General features: G+C 75.3%; 12 protein-coding genes. 4 read left to right on the plus strand and 8 right to left on the minus strand.

Annotated elements, in window-relative coordinates; genetic code table 11:
* Positions 1-162: 162 nt before the first annotated feature.
* The 3 genes from dpgC to ACZ51S_RS05420 are packed head-to-tail and all read left to right on the plus strand — an operon-like array spanning position 163 to position 3,919.
* Positions 163-1,389 (plus strand): (3,5-dihydroxyphenyl)acetyl-CoA 1,2-dioxygenase DpgC, encoded by a 1,227-nt coding sequence (dpgC, locus tag ACZ51S_RS05410; protein ID WP_468960190.1) that lies wholly within the window; start codon positions 163-165, stop codon positions 1,387-1,389.
* Positions 1,386-2,717: an aminotransferase-like domain-containing protein gene (locus ACZ51S_RS05415; RefSeq protein ID WP_468959811.1), complete on the plus strand. Its 1,332-nt coding sequence runs from the start codon at positions 1,386-1,388 to the stop codon at positions 2,715-2,717. Before dpgC ends, ACZ51S_RS05415 begins: the two co-directional genes overlap by 4 nt.
* Positions 2,714-3,919 carry a cytochrome P450 gene (locus tag ACZ51S_RS05420; RefSeq protein ID WP_468959814.1) on the plus strand — a complete coding sequence of 402 codons (1,206 nt, stop codon included), beginning with the start codon at positions 2,714-2,716 and terminating at the stop codon, positions 3,917-3,919. The genes ACZ51S_RS05415 and ACZ51S_RS05420 overlap by 4 nt, the downstream gene beginning before the upstream one ends.
* A 30-nt stretch (positions 3,920-3,949) precedes the next feature.
* On the opposite strand, the gene ACZ51S_RS05425 is transcribed toward ACZ51S_RS05420, so the two are convergent.
* The 4 genes from ACZ51S_RS05425 to ACZ51S_RS05440 form a co-directional block, all read right to left on the minus strand.
* Positions 3,950-5,731, minus strand: a complete 1,782-nt coding sequence (locus tag ACZ51S_RS05425; RefSeq protein ID WP_468474781.1) for an ABC transporter ATP-binding protein — start codon at positions 5,729-5,731, stop codon at positions 3,950-3,952.
* Positions 5,728-7,455: an ABC transporter ATP-binding protein gene (locus ACZ51S_RS05430; protein WP_468802590.1), complete on the minus strand. Its 1,728-nt coding sequence runs from the start codon at positions 7,453-7,455 to the stop codon at positions 5,728-5,730. Before ACZ51S_RS05430 ends, ACZ51S_RS05425 begins: the two co-directional genes overlap by 4 nt.
* Positions 7,452-8,552, minus strand: a complete 1,101-nt coding sequence (locus ACZ51S_RS05435; protein ID WP_468802591.1) for a methyltransferase — start codon at positions 8,550-8,552, stop codon at positions 7,452-7,454. Before ACZ51S_RS05435 ends, ACZ51S_RS05430 begins: the two co-directional genes overlap by 4 nt.
* Positions 8,553-8,802: 250 nt before the next feature.
* Positions 8,803-9,870 (minus strand): hypothetical protein, encoded by a 1,068-nt coding sequence (locus ACZ51S_RS05440; RefSeq protein ID WP_468802592.1) that lies wholly within the window; start codon positions 9,868-9,870, stop codon positions 8,803-8,805.
* Positions 9,871-10,057: 187 nt separating this feature from the next.
* On the opposite strand from ACZ51S_RS05440, the gene ACZ51S_RS05445 reads away from it, so the two are divergent.
* Entirely contained in the window at positions 10,058-10,693 is a 636-nt protein-coding gene (locus tag ACZ51S_RS05445; RefSeq protein WP_468802593.1) for a Tat pathway signal protein, read from the plus strand.
* Between the two features lie 215 nt (positions 10,694-10,908).
* Here the strand turns inward: ACZ51S_RS05445 and ACZ51S_RS05450 are convergent, their stop codons facing one another.
* The 4 genes from ACZ51S_RS05450 to ACZ51S_RS05465 all read right to left on the minus strand — a co-directional run bounded on the left by ACZ51S_RS05450 (position 10,909) and on the right by ACZ51S_RS05465 (position 17,086).
* On the minus strand, positions 10,909-12,348 hold the full coding sequence (locus ACZ51S_RS05450; RefSeq protein ID WP_468802594.1) for a serine/threonine-protein kinase: 1,440 nt from the start codon (positions 12,346-12,348) through the stop codon (positions 10,909-10,911).
* The gene (locus ACZ51S_RS05455; RefSeq protein WP_468802595.1) at positions 12,345-13,154 is read right to left on the minus strand and encodes a serine/threonine protein kinase; all 810 of its coding nucleotides are present in this window, start codon (positions 13,152-13,154) and stop codon (positions 12,345-12,347) included. Before ACZ51S_RS05455 ends, ACZ51S_RS05450 begins: the two co-directional genes overlap by 4 nt.
* Positions 13,155-13,437: 283 nt before the next feature.
* Entirely contained in the window at positions 13,438-15,468 is a 2,031-nt protein-coding gene (locus tag ACZ51S_RS05460; protein WP_468802596.1) for a DUF8189 domain-containing protein, read from the minus strand.
* Between the two features lie 106 nt (positions 15,469-15,574).
* Positions 15,575-17,086 carry a DUF8189 domain-containing protein gene (locus ACZ51S_RS05465; RefSeq protein WP_468474773.1) on the minus strand — a complete coding sequence of 504 codons (1,512 nt, stop codon included), beginning with the start codon at positions 17,084-17,086 and terminating at the stop codon, positions 15,575-15,577.
* Between the last annotated feature and the right edge of the window lie 52 nt (positions 17,087-17,138).

Consider the following 17,138-nt stretch of genomic DNA (forward strand, 5'->3'; position numbering starts at 1 on the left):
GACCCGGCCGCCTCCGCCGACCCGGCCGTCTCGGGAGACCCCGCCGTCTCGGGCGGAGACCCCGGCCCCTCGGGCGGAGACCCCGGCTTCCGCGGTGACCTCGCCGTCGACGCCAAGCTGCTCGCCGGGCACGCCGCCGACGCCGAGCGGAGGCTCGCCCTCCTGCCGTCCCGCCCCGAGCGCACCACCGCCGAGGCCGAGCGGGCGGAGGGCCTCCACGAGGACTGCCGGGCGGCCCGGCACGCCTTCCTCGCCCGCCACGCCGACGCCGTCTACGACGAGCTCACCGCCGGGCGGACGCGGCGGCCCCGGCTGCCCGAGCTGGCCGCGGAGGCCGCCGTACGCTTCCCCGGGCTCGTACCGGACGCCGCGCAACTCGCCGAGGAGCGCGGCCGCCTCCAGGCGCACAAGGAAGGCCGCGAGATCGACCAGGGCATCTTCTTCGGGGCCCTGCTGCGCTCCCCCGCCGCGGGCACGCACCTGATCGAGAGCATGCTGCGGCCCGCGCCGGGCTCGGCGGCCCGCCTCGCGGAGTTCCGGCGCACGGACCGGCTGGAGCTGCCCGCCGTGCTGCTCGAACGCCGCGGCGAGGCGGCCCACGTCACCTTCCGCAACGGCCACTGCCTCAACGCCGAGGACAACCGGCTCATCGCCGGCCTGGAAACCGCCGTCGACGTGGCCCTCCTCGACGACCGGATCCGCGTCGGCGTCCTGCGCGGCGGGCCCGTCACCCACCCGCGCCACGCCGGGAGGCGGATCTTCAGCGCCGGCATCAACCTCAAGGAGCTGCACGCGGGCCGGATCTCCTTCGTGGAGTTCCTCCTCGGCCGGGAGCTCGGCTACGTCAACAAGCTGGCCCGCGGCCTGCTGCGCGAGGGCCCGGTCGCCGCCGGCGGCGCCACGGCCGGCAAACCCTGGGTGGGCGTCGTCGACGCGTTCGCCATCGGCGGCGGCATGCAGCTCCTCCTCGTCCTGGACCGCGTCATCGCCGAGGAGGGCGCCTTCCTGAGCCTGCCGGCCGCCGACGAGGGCATCGTCCCGGGCCTCGGCAACCTGCGGCTCACCCGGCTCACCGGCGCCCGCACGGCCCGGCAGATCATCCTCTCGGGCCGCCGCGTCCGCACCTCCGACCCGGCGGCCGCCCTGCTGGTCGACGAGGTGCTGCCCGCCGCCGCGCTCGACGCGGCCGCCGAGCGCGCCGTACGCGAGCTGGCCGGACCGGCCGTGGCCGCCAACCGGGCCATGCTGACGCTGGCCGAGGAGCCCCTGGAGCTGCTGCGCGGCTACCTGGCGGAGTTCGCGGTCGTCCAGGCCCGCCGCATCCACAGCCCCGACGTGGTGGCCAAGACCGAGCGGCACTCGGCGCGTTCCGGACGGGCCCCGGCATGACCCTCCTCGCCCGCGAGGCGCTGCACGCCTCGCTCCAGGACCCGGTGCTGGAGTCGATCGGCTTCCTCAACGAGATCATGGGCCGCTACCCGGACGCCCTCTCCTTCGCCCCCGGCGCCCCGCACCCGGCCCCGTACGAGGGCCTGGACACCGCCCGCTACCTGGACCGCTTCACCGCCCACGCGGCCGCGACGGGCCTCGGGCCGGACCGGGCGGCCCGGCTGCTGTACGAGTACGGGCCGGCCCGCGGCCTGATCAACGGGATCGTCGCCGACGCCCTCCGCCGCGACCAGGGCATCGACGCCGACCCGGACGCGCTGGTGATCACCGTGGGGGCGCAGGAGGCGATGTTCCTCGTGCTGCGCGCCCTGATCGGCTCGCCGGAGGACCTGCTGGCCGTCTCCGATCCGTGCTTCGTGGGCATCACCAGCGCCGCCAGCCTGCTCGGCGCCGGGGTGGTCCCCGTTCCCGAGGACGCCGACGGCCTCGACCTCGACGCACTGGCCGGGGCGTGCCGGGCGGCCCGCCGCTCCGGCCGCCGCATCCGCGCCTGCTACGTCGCCCCCGACTACGCCAACCCCGGCGGCACCCGCATGGCGGCCGGGCGGCGGCCGCGGCTGCTGGAGCTGGCCGAGCGGGAGGACTTCCTCGTCCTGGAGGACAACGCGTACGGGTTCACCGCTCCCCCGGGCACCGAACTGCCCGCCCTGAAGGCCCTGGACGGCGGGCGGCGGGTCGTGCACATCGGGACGTTCGCGAAGGTGTGCTTCCCCGGGGCGCGCGTCGGCTACGTCGTCGCCGACCAGCCCGTGTCCACCGCCGGCGGGGCCGCGGCCGTCCCGCTCGCCGCGGAGCTGGCGCGGCTGAAGACCGCCGTCACGGTCAACACCTCGCCGGTGTGCCAGGCGCTGATCGCCGGGATGCTGCTGGAGCACGGCGGCTCGCTCGCCGAACTGAGCCGGACCAGGTCCGTGCTGTACCGGCGCAACCTGGCCCACCTGCTGCGGGCGCTGGACCGCGAGGGCGCGGCCGGGCTGCCGGAGGGGGTGGAGTGGAACCGGCCCGACGGCGGGTTCTTCGTACGGATGCGGCTGCCCGTGCCGGCGGACGCCGGGCTGCTGGAGGCGTCCGCGGCCGGGTACGGGGTGCTGTGGACGCCGATGGCCCCCTTCCACCCGGGCGGCGGGGGCACCCGTACGCTGCGGCTGTCGTGCAGCTACCTGGATCCGGAGGAGATCGACGAGGGCGTGCGGCGGCTCGGGGCCTTCCTCAGGGAGCACGCCCGGCCACGGGCCGGGGCGGGCACGAGGCCGGGGGGCGGGACGTGAGCGGGGGCCGGGGCGTCCCCGTCCACCCCACCGCCCGCGACCGGGACCGCCCGTTCGACCCGCCGCCGGAGCTCGCGGCGCTGCGCGCCCGCGGCCCGGTCAGCCGCCTGCGCTACCCCGACGGCCACCTCGGATGGCTCGTCACCGGTCACCAGGCGGCGCGCCGGGTGCTCGCCGACCCCCGTTTCAGCGCGCGCTCGGAGCTCAAGCGGGTGCCGGTGGCCCGGCCGGGGACGGACCCGTTCTACGGCAGCCCCGCCCTGCCGGGCTGGCTCGTCGACATGGACGCACCCCACCACACGCGGCTGCGCGGGCAGCTGATGGGCTGGTTCACCGCCCGCCGTACGCGGGCCCTGGCGCCCCGGATCGAGCGGATCGTCGGCGAGCGCCTGGAGGCGATGGCCGCCCTCGGCGGCCGGGCCGACCTCGTCGAAGCCTTCGCGCTGCCCGTCCCCTCCCTGGTGATCTGCGAGCTGCTGGGCGTGCCGTACGGTGAGCGCGCCTCCTTCCAGCGCAACAGCGCCACCCTGTTCCGGATCGACGCGACCGCCGCCGAGGCCGCGGCGGCGATGGGCGAACTCGACGTGTTCCTCACCGAGTTGGCCGGGCACCGGCGCAGGGCGCCGGACGACGACCTGCTGAGCGCGCTCGCCGCCGGGGGCGAGCTGTCCACCGCGGAAGTCGCCGGTGTGGGCGCCCTCCTGCTGTCGGCGGGGCACGAGACGACCGCCGGCTCCCTCGGGCTCGGCACGTTCGCGCTGCTGTCCCACCCGGGCGAGGCGGCCCGGCTGGCGGACGATCCGTCCCTGGCCGGGAACGCGGTGGAGGAGCTGCTGCGGTACCTGACCATCTTCCACTTCGGGGTGCCCCGCTCCCCGCTGGAGGACGTCGTCCTGGAGGGACACACCCTGCGCGCCGGGGAGTCCGTCACGGTCTCGCTGTCCGCCGCGAACCGCGACCCGGCGCGCTTCGCCGACCCCGACCGCCTCGACCTCGCCCGCCCGGCCTCCGGCCACCTCGCCTTCGGCCACGGGGCGCACCAGTGCATCGGCCAGCACCTGGCCCGCACGGAGATGCGGATCGCGTTCCCCGCGCTGTTCGCGCGCTTCCCCGGGCTGAAGCTGGCCGTGCCGCCGTCGGAGGTGCCGCTGGGGGAGGACATGGGCTTCTACGGGGTGCACCGGCTGCCCGTGGCCTGGTGAGGGGACCGTACCCGTCGGCGCCGTGCCGCCTCAGCCGTGCCAGGACCTCCACAGGCGGGCGTACGCCCCGCCGCGGGCCACCAGTTCGTCGTGGGTGCCCGTCTCGGTGATCCGGCCGTCCTCCATCACCACCACGCGGTCGGCGTCGTGGGCGGTGTGCAGCCGGTGGGCGATGGAGACGACCGTGCCGCCGAGCAGCCCGGCCAGGGCCCGTTCCACCGTGTGCGCGGTGTGCGGGTCGAGCAGGGCGGTCGCCTCGTCGAAGACGACCACCGGCGGGTCGAGCAGCAGCAGGCGGGCCAGGGCCAGCTGCTGGGCGCGGGCCGGGGGCAGTTCGGCCGCGCCGGAGCCGACCTCGTGGTCCAGGCCCAGCGCCGACGCCCACTCCCAGGCGGCGACGGCCCGCAGGGCGCGCTCCAGGTCCGCGGGGGTCGCGTCGGGGCGGGCGACGAGCAGGTTGTCGGCCAGGGTCCCGCGGAAGACGTGGTACTCCTGGGTGACGAGGATGACGCCGCGGCGCAGTTCCTCCGGCGGCAGCTCCGTCAGGGGCACGCCGCCCAGGCTGACGGTCCCCCGGCCCGGGCTGTCGATCCCGGCGAGGAGGCGGCCGAGGGTGGACTTGCCGGCCCCGGAGGGGCCGACGACGGCCAGCCGCTCACCGGGCCGTACGTGCAGGTCGACGCCGCGGAGGCTCTCCTGCCGGTCCCGGTAGGCGAAGTGGACGCCCTGTAGGTCGATCGCGCCGTCGCGGGGGGCGTCGGGTCGCGGGGCCGTCGTGTCCGGGACCTTGTCCGGGGCGGCGGCGTCGCGGACGCCGAGGATGCGGGCCATGGACGCGCCGCCGACCTGGAGTTCGTCCATCCAGTACAGCATGGTGTCGACGGGCCCGATCACCTGCTGGACGTACAGGGTGGCGGCGGTGACGGCGGCCAGGCCGACCAGCCCCTCGATGTACATCAGACCGCCGATGACCAGGGTGGCGGCCACCGGCAGGATGTAGCCGGTGTCGGCGACCGGCAGGTAGGTGCTGCGCAGGTTCAGGGTGTGCCGTTCGGCCGCGTACGAGGCGGCGATGTCCGCGTCGGTGCGGCGGCGGCGCCGCCCCTGGAGCCGGAGCGCCTCCACCGTGGGGGCGCCCGCGACGGTCTCGCCGAGGGTGTCGGTGAGGCGGGCGTACGCGGAGTTGGAGCGCAGGTAGCCGCCGCGGGCCCGCCGCAGGTACCAGCGGGTCGAGAGCCACAGCACGGGGACGGCGACCAGGCAGGGCAGGACCAGCAGCGGGTCGGTGAGGCAGACGGCGCCGATGGTCAGGGCGATGGTGGTGCCCGCCACGAGGGTGTCGGGGACGGCCCGCTGCACGGTGAGGGCGAGGACGTCGACGTCCCGGGTGGTCCGGGTGACGAGCTCGCCGGTGCCCGCCCGCTCGACGACGGGGGTGGGCAGGGACAGCACCCGGTCGACGAACTCCTCGCGCAGCTCGGCCAGTACGGTCTCCCCGAGCCGCAGCGAGGCCAGCCGTGCGAAGCGGGTGAGGACCGCCTGGAGGACGACCGCGGCGCAGATCGCGAGGGCGACCGGGGTGACGGCGAGCGTGCCGTGCGCGGCGTCCTCGACGATCCGGCCGAGGAGCTGGGGTGCGGCCAGCGCGGCGACGCAGGCCAGCGCGTGCAGGGCGAGGGAGCCTGCCAGGGGGCGGCGGTGCCTGAGCATGGTCCGCCGGGCGTGCGCGCGGACCTCCCGGGCGGAGGCGACGGGCAGCCGGTCGGTCGGCGGGGCGCCCGGGTCGGGGGCGGTGTCGGCGGGGGCGGTCATGCCAGGACCTCACGGGTGACGACGGCACGGTAGTCGGGGTCGGCGAGGAGGGTCCGGTGGGGCCCTTCGGCGACGGCCTTGCCGTCCTTGACGAACACCACCGAGTCGGCGCGGTCCAGGACGATCGGGCTGGTGGTGAAGACGACGGTGGTGCGGCCGGCGCGGTAGGGGCCGAGGTTCCGGGCGACGCGGCCCTCGGTGTGGGCGTCGAGGGCGTTCGTCGGCTCGACGAGGACGAGCACCCGCGGGTCGGCGAGCAGGGCGCGGGTCAGGCGCAGCCGCTGCTGCTGCCCGCCGGAGAACTCGCGTCCGCCGGTGCTCTCGTGGGCGAGGCCGTCGGGAAGGGCGTCGACGACGTCACGGGCGGAGGCCGCGTCGAGGGCGCGGAGGAGGCCGTCGGCGGGCCGGCCGTCGCGGGCGCCGCCGGGGCGGTCCCGGGGGTCGAGCTCGGTCCCGAGCCGCCCGGCGAAGAGGGTGGCGTCGTTGTCGGCGAGGAGGGCGTGGCGGCGCACGTCGTCGGTGCGGAGGGCGGACAGGGGGGTGTCGCCGAGCAGGACGGCGGAGCCGGTGTGGCCGCAGAGCCGTTCCGCGAGCGTACGGGCGTCCCCTTCCGTGCCGCACACCACGGCGAGGAGCCGGCCGGGCGGGACGGTCAGCCCGGAGTCGGGGTCGTGCAGCGGGAGGGCGTCCGCGCCGTCGTCGAGCGGGCGGGTGCCGCCGGGCCGTTCCCGTTCCAGGCGCAGGAAGTCCAGGACGCGGCCGGCCGCGACGCCGGCGCGGGTCAGCTGGTCGAGCATGGCGGTGACCTGCCCGAGCTGGTCGGTGAGGAAGACGGCGTACCCGTAGAAGGCGACGAGCAGGCCCGGTTCGAGGCGGCCGGTACTCACCTGGTGCGCGCCGAGCCAGACGATGGCGACGAGCAGCGCGCCGGGCAGCAGGACGCGCAGGAAGGCGATGTCGGCGACGGTGGCCGCGACCCGGGTGCCCTCGGCGCGCACGGCCTGGGAGCCTTCGCGGTAGCGGCGGCCGTAGGTCTTCTCGCCGCCGAAGCCGCGCAGGACGCGCAGCCCGTCGATGATGTCGACCGACAGGTCGGTGAGGGCGCCCTGCTGCTCGCGCAGCCGCTGCTGGCGGCCGTGCAGGACGCGCATCAGCCGGGTGACGGCGACGGCGGTCAGCGGGACGCCGACGAGCACGACCAGTCCCAGCTGCCAGGACGTGACCAGCATGAACACGGCGGCGAAGAGGATGGAGACGACGGCTCCGGTGCCGCGCGCCGTGCCCTCCAGGGCGGTGCCGAGGTGGCCGACGTCCGAGGCGCTGACGCTGACGACGGAGCCGGTGGAGGCCCTCCGGGGCAGGTCGGCGCCGAGGTCGGCGGCGTGGCGGACGACGAGCTGGGTGGTCCCGTACACGGCGCCGAACCGGTTGGTGGTCGACGCCCGGTCGCGCAGCATGCCGATGACGGCCTGGAAGACGCCGAGGGCGAGGACCGCCCCGCCCCACAGCAGCAGCGCCTCCCGGTCGCGCTGGAGCAGCCCGCGGTCGATGCCGAGGGCGACGGCCGCCGGCACCAGCGCCTGCGCGAGGGTGCACAGCACGCCGAACACGGTGGCCAGGACGAGGCTGCCGCGGTGGCGGGTGGCCAGCCACACCAGGAAGCGGACCGGCGAGCCGGTGGCGGGCGCCCCCGGGTCGGCGGCGGGGAACCTGTCGCGGTTCATGGCTTGGTGCCGATGGTCAGGCCGTGTTCGTAGGGGTAGCCGGTGAGCGTGCGCACGGCGTCGAAGCCCGCCCGGCGCATCCAGTCCTCGTAGTCGCGGGCCGGGTAGGCCATGCCCTGGCCGCTGGCGAGCACGTTGAGGTAGAGGGAGAGGCGCGCGGAGTACCAGCCGCGGGTCTCGTCGTCGGAGGCGTTGTAGCCGTAGACGAACACCCGTCCGCCGGAGGGGAGGACGGCGTGCGCCTTCGCCAGCAGCTCCGTGATCTGCGCGCCGGAGAAGATCTCCAGGACGTGGCTGAAGAGGACGGCGTCCGCGCCGGGCGGGAAGGGGTCGGTGAAGAGGTCGCCGGGGTGCAGCCGGATGCGGTCTCCGGTCCCGGCTTCCGCTCCGGATTCGGCCCCGGACTTCGCTTCGGCGGCCAGCCGCGCGACGGACGGGATGTCGAAGACGGTCGAGCGCATGCCGGGGTGGCGGGCGAGCAGCCGGGCGCTGGTGGTGCCGTCGCCGCCGCCGATGTCGAGCAGGTGCCGTACGGTGGCGAACTCCTCGGTCTCGACGAGCGCGTCGAGGCTCTTGAGGGTGAAGGCGCTCATGCTGCGGTGGAAGACCGCCTCGAGCTCCGGGTCGTGCGCGAGGCGGCGGTAGAGCGTCGGCTCGTCGCCGGGGTGCGCGTCGAGCGCGAGGTTGGTGCCGGCCGCGAGGGCCTCGCTCATGCGGGAGAAGGCGGGGTAGTAGATCTCCCGCCAGCCGGTGAGGATGTGGCGCCAGCTGTCGGGGCCGTCGGGGGCGAGGAGCTCGGCGGCGGCGGGCGCGTTGCGGTAGCCGCCGTCGGGGTCCCGCTCCAGCAGGCCGGTGGTGCACACGGCGTGGAGCAGGACCCGCAGGGAGTGCGCCGGCACCCCGACGGCCGCGCGCAGCTCCTCGAAGGAGGCGCCGGGGTGGGCGCAGAGATGGCCGAAGACGTCCCATTCGAGCGCGGTGACGATGGCGTTGAAGAGGGCCGGGGCGTTCACGAGGAAGTGGAACCGCTCGACGACCGGATCGACGGCGGCGACGTCCGGATCGGCACCGCCGGGACGGGGGACCTGGCCGGGCACGAAGGCGGGCTCAGGCCGTCCGGGCCGGCCGGCCGGGTTCGTTCCAGCGGATGGTGCCGTGTCGGCAGACGAATTCAACGTCGCACCTCTCGTCAGCGGATCGCCGCGGCCCGCTCACGGGGGCACCACAGCCGACTCCAAGATCACGATCACGTCCTGGCATGCTGGCACACCCCCCGAAGCCCCGCAAGAACACCCCGCGCAATCCGGCCGCCCCCACGCACACGCCCTCCGCACCCGCCGCTCCGGCTCAGAGGAGGTCGGGCTTCCAGATGGTCCGGTCCGGGTAGACGTGGGCCGTCGGGGAGAGTTCGTACGCGCCGGCGTTCGCGTCCGCCGGGACCACCCAGCCGACTCCCTGGTACGCGTACGGAACCGGCTCGCGCGGGAGCGAGCAGCGGGCCGGGTCGGTGATGACCGTGCGGCCCGGGGGGACGTCGACGGGCTGCGGGTTCGGTGCCTCCGGGCACGCGTGGAAGGCCTTCTGCCGTGCGTACTGCACCCTGACCCGGACGCGGGCCGTCGCCGCGCGGTCGGCCTGGTTGGTGAGTTTCACGGCGAACGCCACGCGGTCCGCGTCCACCCGGGCGCACACCCGCCAGACCACCGACTCCGGCCCGGGGACGGGTTCTCCGCAGCGGCTGTCGGCGCCGAGGGTGTCCTTCTCCAGGCCCGGTCGTTCGAGCGCTGCCGCCGGTGTGGATGCGGCGGTGGTCGCCGCCGCCCGCGGGGGTGCGGGGGGCTTCGCGGTGTCGGGGGTCGTGGGGGTGGAGGCGAGGTGGGCGACGAGGGCGGCCGCCGCCACTCCCGCCGCGGCCGCGGCCGCCAGCCGGGACGCCGTGCGGCGCCGCCGTCGGCGGGCCGCGGGGGTGCCGTCGGGCGGGGGCGTGGTCGGCTCGTCGGGCACCGACGCGGGGAGGGCGGGCGACGGCGTGTCCGGGGTGTTTTCGCGGAGGTGCTCCACCGCGCGTTTGCGCCAGTCCCGGGGGTGGAGGTCCTCCAACTGCCGCTGGAGGCCGTCGACGCGGGCCGCGAGGGCGGCCAGCTCCTCCGCCCTCGGGCCTTCCAGGCCGAGTTCGCGGACGATGGCCCGCGTGGTGGCCGCGCCGGGCAGGCCCGCGCCGCTCAGCCAGATCTGCTCCCGTCCCCGCAGCCACAGCGACACCTTCGGCGCGGGTGTGCCCAGCCTGCGCGCCAGCCAGTTCTGGTACCGGCCCTCCGCGGCGAGGGCCTCCTTGACCGCCGCCGACCACGCGTCCAGTGCCCCGCCGAACTCCGCGGCCAGCCCGATGAACGACGGACGAGCACTCCCCAACACGACCACACCCCTGCACACGTTGCACCGATTCACTGAAACCGCAGGTCGGAGCGGTGAAACCGGGGGTGCAGCATTCGACCGCCCGCCACCCCTCCTCCGGCCCCGGACCCGCCGTCATTGTCGTTCTCGGCGGTGCGACGGACGCACCGCTCAGGCCGGGGTTCACCCCGGAGAGGAGAAGAACGGCATGATCCGATCATTCACTCGGGCAGGCGGCCGCCGCGCCGCGTTCGCGCTCCCGCTGCTCGGCGCCGCCCTGCTCGGCGCGGCCTCCCCCGCCGTCCTGCCCGCGGGGCAGGCGCAGGCCGCCGCCGGCGGGCGCGTGTGCTTCTTCCAGGACGCGGAGGGGGCGCGCGGGGCCGGGCACATCGCCTGGGCCGTCCGCGACCCGAAGAACGCCGGGCACTGGATCTGGGGCGCGACCGAGAACGCCGAGGGCGACTCGTACACCGAGCCCGGCAAGCCCAACGGCAGCTGGATCGCCGGCGGGTCGTGGGAGGCGCTGCGCAAGAGCCTGAAGCCGGACAGCGGGCACCGGAAGGGCTTCTACGACCACTACCGGTGCACCAACACCCCCGGCGGTGACCTGCGGGCGGCGCAGCGCACGTACGAGAACATGAAGGCCAACGGCTACCAGATCAGCCACAACAACTGCCTGACCAAGGCCATCGCGATCTTCCGCAAGTACAGCCCCTCCCTGGGCGGCGGCCGCCTGCCCGACGGCGCGGCGACCCCGCCGAACCGGTACTTCGGCGCCGTCCTGAACGAGGCGCCGGGCTGGGAGAAGGCCCACGTGTACACGCCCGCCAAGGGCCGGGGGTGAGGGCCGGCATGTGCCAGCGCTGCAAGGGCGACGGGAAGTGCACGACCTGCGGGGGCTCCGGTTTCCGGGGCTGGAGCGGGGCCAAGTGCGACAGCTGCAAGGGGAGCGGGGACTGCAAGGCGTGTGACGGCCGGGGCTGACGGCCTCGAAGCCGACCGCCCGCCGGCCCTCCCGGCCGGCGGGCGGTCGGCGGCCGGTCGCCGTGGCCGTCCGCCTCAGCGCACGGCCGTGGGGTGCGGGCACCCCGGTAGCGCCGGCCGTTCCTTGGTGCGTACGGCCGGGAGCCACGCCGTGGGGGGCGCGGAGCCGCGCGGGAGACGGACGCGGAACCAGTGGGTGGACCGCAGGCCCTCCTCGTCGATGATGGGCTGCCCGTCGGCCGACTGGCAGTCGGCGGCGAGGACGTCGCCGTGCCACACCCGCGTCGGTACGACGTTGTCCGCGTCGTACGGCTTCAGGGGATCGACAGCCAGGCCCAGACTGCACCGCGGGTCACGGTCGGCCCGTTCCTGGCAGCCACGCTCCGCGTTGAACACCCGGATCTCGCCGGCCGTCGCGTCCGGACGGCCGGACGGCGCCGGCGAGCCCACCCGTTCCGCGTCCGCGTACAGGGTCGCGCCCGCGATCCCGCAGAGCGCGGTGGCGAGGACGGCGGCGCGGGCCCGGCCCCGCAGCCGTACCGTCCCGGTCCCCCGCGTCCCCTGGTGGGCGCGGATGCGGGCGAGCAGGCTCTCGGCGGTGTGCGCGGCGCGGGCGGCGTGGGTCGGGGCGAGGCAGTCGGCGGCCAGCGCGCGCCAGAACGGTGGCAGGGCGTGGTCCATGCGCAGCGGGGCACGCCCCGCGCCGTACTCCTGGACCGCGGCGCCCCGCGCCACGGGTGTGGCGCCGGAGAACGGTGAGCCACCGGACGCGAACACCTCGTGGATGACGATGCCCAGGGCCCAGATGTCGGCACTCGGCCTGACCTGCACGCCGAGTTCCCCGAGGGGCGCCTTCCAGCGCTCGGGCGGGAGGTAGTCCAGGGTGCCCAGGGGAGGCACGTACCCGTGCGTGCCCGTCAGCTCGGTGGCGAGGCCGAAGTCCGAGAGCTTCACGGAGCGGTCCGTGCCCAGGAGGACGTTCTCCGGCTTGAGATCGGCGTGGACCCATCCCGAGCGGTGGAGATGGGCGAGGCCCTCGCAGATTCCCGCGATCAGTCGGCCGCGGTCGGCCTCGGGCACACCGGCGTCGACGAGTTCCCGCAGACTACCCGCGGCCCTTTCCATCACCAGGACGATCGCCCCGTCCAGGGAGGGCCGGTCCGGTGCGGCGAGAACGAAGGCCTCCACGAACCCGATCAGACGGGGATGCCCCGCCCTGCGCCCGAGTTCGACCTCGCGGCGGGCGGATTCCACGGTCTGGCGCGCCTGGCGCGGCGCGAGTCCGGCGGTCGGCATGATCTTCAGCGCGACGTCGGCGGGGCACGGAGACCGCTCGGGGGCGGCTCCGCCGGTCCGGTCCGGGCGCCTGTCGGCCGGCCTCGCCGCGTAGACCGTGGACCAGCCTCCGGACCCGATCAGCTCGGTGACCACCCAGTCTCCCACCCGGTAGCCGGGCGGGAGCAGGTCCGTGCGGTCGCACTCCGCGGTGCGGCCCGGGCCGTGAGGCGGTGTCATCGCCCCGCCTGCCGCTCCCGCCCGCCGGCGCGTGTCGGGGACGGCAGCAGCGCGAGGTGGTCTTCCCGTACGAGCCCGAAACGCAGCGCGAGCCCGACGATCTCCTCCCGCTTGCCGTTGCGGCGGTCGCCCTTGCCGCGTTCGCCGGTGCCCAGGACGCCGATGCGCAGCTTCTCCTCGGCGAGGTAGTCGATGTGCGAACTGACCGCCCGCGCCGTCAGGGCGTCGTGAGCGCGATGCCACCTCAGCCGCTCGACGATCTGCGGAGTGGTGGGGACCGCCACGCGGGACTGGTCGCGCAGGCGCGGTTCGCACAGCGCGACGAGGACGAGGAAGTAGGTGGCCGTCTCGTCCAGGGAGTACGCGGTGACCGTGCGGTTCCCCCAGGGGACGCCCATGGCGTCCGGGTCCAGGTAGACGTGGTCGGGCGCGAACACCTGGAAGGAGACGGGGACGTCACCGCGGGTGGGCAGCACCACGCGCGAGAACTCGAACGGGATGGGCGCCCCGACCCGTCGTGGGGGAACCCTCAGGTACTCCCCCGCTCCCTCCGGGTTCTCCACGAGATAGCTGTGGGTGGTGCTGTGGTTCGTCAACTGCCAGTGGTCGTCGGTCACGCGGATCTCCCCGGCGAGCCGGGAGATCGCCGCGTCGGCGAGGCGCAGCTCGACGGGGACCGTCGTGGAGCCCCGTCCGAAGCGGGCGACCTCGCCGGGGCCGAGCCGTAACGTCACCGGGTCACCGCACGGTTCGCCGTCGTCGGCGCCACCACTTCCCTGCGGCAGATGGACGACTACGCCGCTCACCGTTCCCCCTGTTCCACGCGTCGCACTTGCCGGACGAGCGGAACGATACTCATCTCCCGGGGGAGTTCACCGGCGTACTTCGGCCACTTCGGCCGGGACCGTCTCCGGGGCGGGGACCTGCCCGCGTGCGCCGGGCGCGGATGCCTCGCCGCGCACCCGGCAAGGTGGGGAAACTCACCGTCTACGGAGGGGGTGGGGACGCTTCGGGGGGGTCGCAGCGCGGCCGGACCACCATTTCGCCCCTTCGGGTGGCGAGATCCGGACTCCGGTCCCCCCTCCGGCCTCAGAGTGCCGGAGCTCCCGACACGAGGGGTGCGACCGCGCGATCACCGAAGGCCGTCCAGGGCCGCCACCCGCCGCTCGGGCGGGCCTGGACGCGGGTCCTCATCCGGCCCTCGGCGGTGACGGCGAAGACGTGCATCCGCCCGGTGGGGTCGAGCGCGGCCACGGGCGTCGCCGCGAGCCGGATGCCGGGCTCGCCGAACTCCCCGCCGGGATCCCAGCCGCCGCCTGGAGCCATCTGCCAGCGGTGGTCGAGCCGGGCGCCGCCGGGGGTCAGGAAGAACGCCTCCAGCCGGCCGTCGGCGTTGGCGGCGAACGCCGGGGCGGCGGCGCTCCAGCCGGACATCGGCAGCCACTCTTCCCAGCGGCCGCTCGGCACGGACTGGAGCCGGGAGAAGGTTCCCAGGCCCGACGGTCCGATCGCGGCGACGGTGAGCCGGCCGCTGCCGTCCCCGGCCACCCGCGGTGCGGCGCCGGCCGCGGTGCCGAAGCGGTGCCATGCGGGGGTCCAGGCGCCGCCCGGGGCCTCCTGCCACCGGTGATGGATCGCGGCCCCGCCGGGTGCGAGGGTGAACACCTCCAGCCGGCCGTCGGCGTTCGCCGCGACGGCCGGTGGCGCGCCCGCGGCCCCGCCGAAGCCGGGCTCCCACGGGTCCCAGTCCGGAGATCCGGGCGAACGCTGCCGTCGCCGTGCGACGGAGGCGCCGCCGGGGCTCAGGGCGAAGACCTCCAGCCGGCCGCCGGCGTCGCGGGCCACGGCGGGGGCGGCGCCGGCCGGGCCGCCGAACTCCTCCCACTCGTACCAGCCGCCGTCCGGCCGCTGCACCCGGTGGTGCAGGTTGACGCCGCCCGGGGCGAGGGAGAACACCTCCAGCGTGCCGTCGGTGGTGCGGCCGAGCGTGGGAGCCGCGCCGGCCGGCCCTCCGAAGGGCTCCCACCGCGTCCAGGTGTCGGTGTACGGGTCGGTCTGGACGCGCCGCAGCATCGAGCGGTCGGAGGCGTCGAGGGCGAACACCGTGAGGCGGCCGCGGGCGTCGAGGCCGGCCACCGGATGGTCCGGGCTCTGCCACGGCGGTGGTGTGTCCCGCCAGGACAGGGGCGCCACGTACAGCCCCTGCCGGAACCAGCCGGCGGAGCCGGCGTGCCACGTCTCCCCGTCGGCGACCACCTCGACGGCGTGACCGGGCACGTGCCCCGCGTATGCGGCGAGGTCGAAGTGGAACGGGTCGCGGGACGCCAGTACGTCGGTGCCCTCGTAGCCGCCCCGCGGCCCGATGAACAGGTAGTACCAGCCGTTGCGTTCGACGACGTACGGGGACTCCGTCACCGAAACGGTCGCGTCCGTGCTCGCGTCGGTGAACGCGACGCCCGGGTCGCTCCAGCGCAGGAGGTCGGCGGAACGCCGGTGGGCCACGACGTGCCGGCCGCCCGCGCCCGAGAGTTCGGTGTAGTACATGACCCACTCGCCGCCGACCCGCAGCACCATCGGGTCACGCGCCGCGAGCCCCCGGAACAGCGGGCCGGACGGTTCGCGGGTCCAGGTGAACAGGTCGGTGGAGGTGGCGAGGTTGATCGCGGCACCGCTCCCGCCGCCCGCGGCGTAGAACATCAGGAACCTGCCGCCCGCCTCGATGACGTGCGGTGCCCACAGGTGTTCCTCGCCGAAGTAGGACGGGTCGACGGTGAGGGCGTCGGGGTGGGCGGTCCACGGCCCGTGCAGGCTCGGCGCGGAGGCGTGGGCGAAGGAGATCTCCGCCGCGCTGTCCGGGGATTCGCCGCGCGGCGCGCTGTCCCCGACGATGCCGAACAGGTGCCAGCGGCCCTGGACCTTGATCAGCGTGTGGTCGTTGAGGTAGCGCGGGCCGGCCGGTGTGGACGGGTCGTGGACGTACGCCATCGGGCCCGCTCCGACCCACTCGTGGGGCGGGGCGTCCTCGGAGGCTGCGGCCGCGGCCCGGCCGGCGGGCAGGAACGGGAGGGTGCCCGCCACGGCGACACCCCGTAACAGGTTCCGTCTGCTGATCGGGAGCATGGGCCTCTCCAGGGGGACCGGGCGGCCGGCGGTGTCGTACGGGCACGGCCGGCCGCGGGTCGTACGGGGTCGTATGCGGTCGTATGCGCGGGCGGTCGGAGGAGGGTCAGTCGAGGGCGGGTCCGGCGCTGTCGTTGACCCAGATCCAGTCCGCCCAGGTGGCGAAGCCGGTCTGCCACGTGTGGTAGGTGCCGGCGCGGCTGGTGCCGAAGACCTCGATCCGGCCGTCGGCGTTGGCGGCCGCGGTGACTTCGGTGCCTCCGGTCCCGAAGGCGGCCCAGTCGCCGTAAGGGCCGTTGACGGCCGTCTGCCAGGTGTGCATGGCGGTGGCGCCGTTCACGGCGAAGACCTCGACGCGGCCGTCGGGGGTCCGTTCGCTGGTGAGCTGGGCATCGGCGGGCCCGCCGGTCGGCTCCCACTCCGACCAACTGGCCGGACCGGTCTGATATTTGTGGAACACGCCCACCGGACCGGAGGCGAAGACCTCCAGGCGGCCGTCGGCGTTGTGGTCGGTGGTCAGGTCACGGCCGCCGCCACCGAAGGTGTCCCACGCGGACCACCCGCCGTTGGGAGCCGTCTGGTAGCGGTGCTGGAAGGTGTCACCGTTGAGGGCGAACACCTCCAGGCGGCCGTCCGGTGCCTTCGCCATCTCGATACGGCTGTCCGAGGGGCCGCCGTCGGCGGGCCGCCAGTCGGACCAGCCGCCGTTCGGGGCCACTTGGTACCGGTGGAAGAGCCCGACCGGTCCGGAGGCGTAGACCTCGATGCGGCCGTCGGCGTTCACGCCGGCCGCGGTGTCCTTGCCGCCGCCGCCGAAGTCCTCCCAGTCGGACCAGCCCCCCGAGGGGGACAGCTGCCAGCGGTGCCGGAAGGTGTTCCCGTTGACGGCGAACATCTCCAGGCGGCCGTCCGCGTTCGGTGCGATGGCCAGCTCTGCGTTGCCCGGTCCGCCGAGCGGCTCCCAGCCCGACCAGTTGCCGTTCACCTCCCGCTGCCAGGCGTGGTGCACGCCGTCGGCACCGGCGGCGAACACCTCGAGCCGCCCGTCCGCCGACCGCGCCGACACCACCCGCCCCGACTCCGCCGGATACACCAGCGGCTCGGGCCGCGGACCGCTGCCGGGGGTACAGGGCAGCACCACGCCGCGCTCCGCGAGGTAGGCCTCGGGGTCGATGCCGTAGGAGGCGGACCGGTCTCCCCAGATCCGCAGGTGCAGGTGCGGACCGGTGGAGTTGCCCTCGGAGCCCATCAGGGCGATCTGCCGGCCGGCCACGACGTGGTCGCCGACGGAGACGTCCCGGCGGGACATGTGGCCGTACTCGGAGATCCTCCCGTCGGGGTGCTGGATGCGGATCCACTGGCCGTAGTCGCCGATGTATCCCGAGATGGTCACCTCACCGTCGCCCACCGCGTAGATCGGCGTCCCGACGTCATTGGCGATGTCGACGCCGTTGTGACGGCTGTGGAAGTGCTGGGAGACCATACCGGCGGCCGGGCAGGCCGCGGCGGAGTCCGTGGTGCGGGCCGCGGCCGGAGTCGTGGCCACCAGCGCCGGCAGGAGGGCGGCTGTCGCCGCGAGGAACCAGTTCAACGCGCGTCGGGACGGTCCGGAAAACACAAGACGCTCCTCCTCTGGGAAATCTGGGTGAGTGGGATGGACGTGGGCGTGA

Source organism: Streptomyces sp. NPDC034043 (genome assembly GCF_055575675.1).

What these genes read in the sequence shown, in the direction of transcription:
- ACZ51S_RS05425 (WP_468474781.1), bottom strand. Translation starts at nt 5,731, where the DNA reads ATGACCGCCCCCGCCGACACCGCCCCCGACCCGGGCGCCCCGCCGACC.
- ACZ51S_RS05415 (WP_468959811.1), top strand. Translation starts at nt 1,386, where the DNA reads ATGACCCTCCTCGCCCGCGAGGCGCTGCACGCCTCGCTCCAGGACCCG.
- ACZ51S_RS05450 (WP_468802594.1), bottom strand. Translation starts at nt 12,348, where the DNA reads ATGACACCGCCTCACGGCCCGGGCCGCACCGCGGAGTGCGACCGCACG.
- ACZ51S_RS05460 (WP_468802596.1), bottom strand. Translation starts at nt 15,468, where the DNA reads ATGCTCCCGATCAGCAGACGGAACCTGTTACGGGGTGTCGCCGTGGCG.
- ACZ51S_RS05430 (WP_468802590.1), bottom strand. Translation starts at nt 7,455, where the DNA reads ATGAACCGCGACAGGTTCCCCGCCGCCGACCCGGGGGCGCCCGCCACC.
- ACZ51S_RS05445 (WP_468802593.1), top strand. Translation starts at nt 10,058, where the DNA reads ATGATCCGATCATTCACTCGGGCAGGCGGCCGCCGCGCCGCGTTCGCG.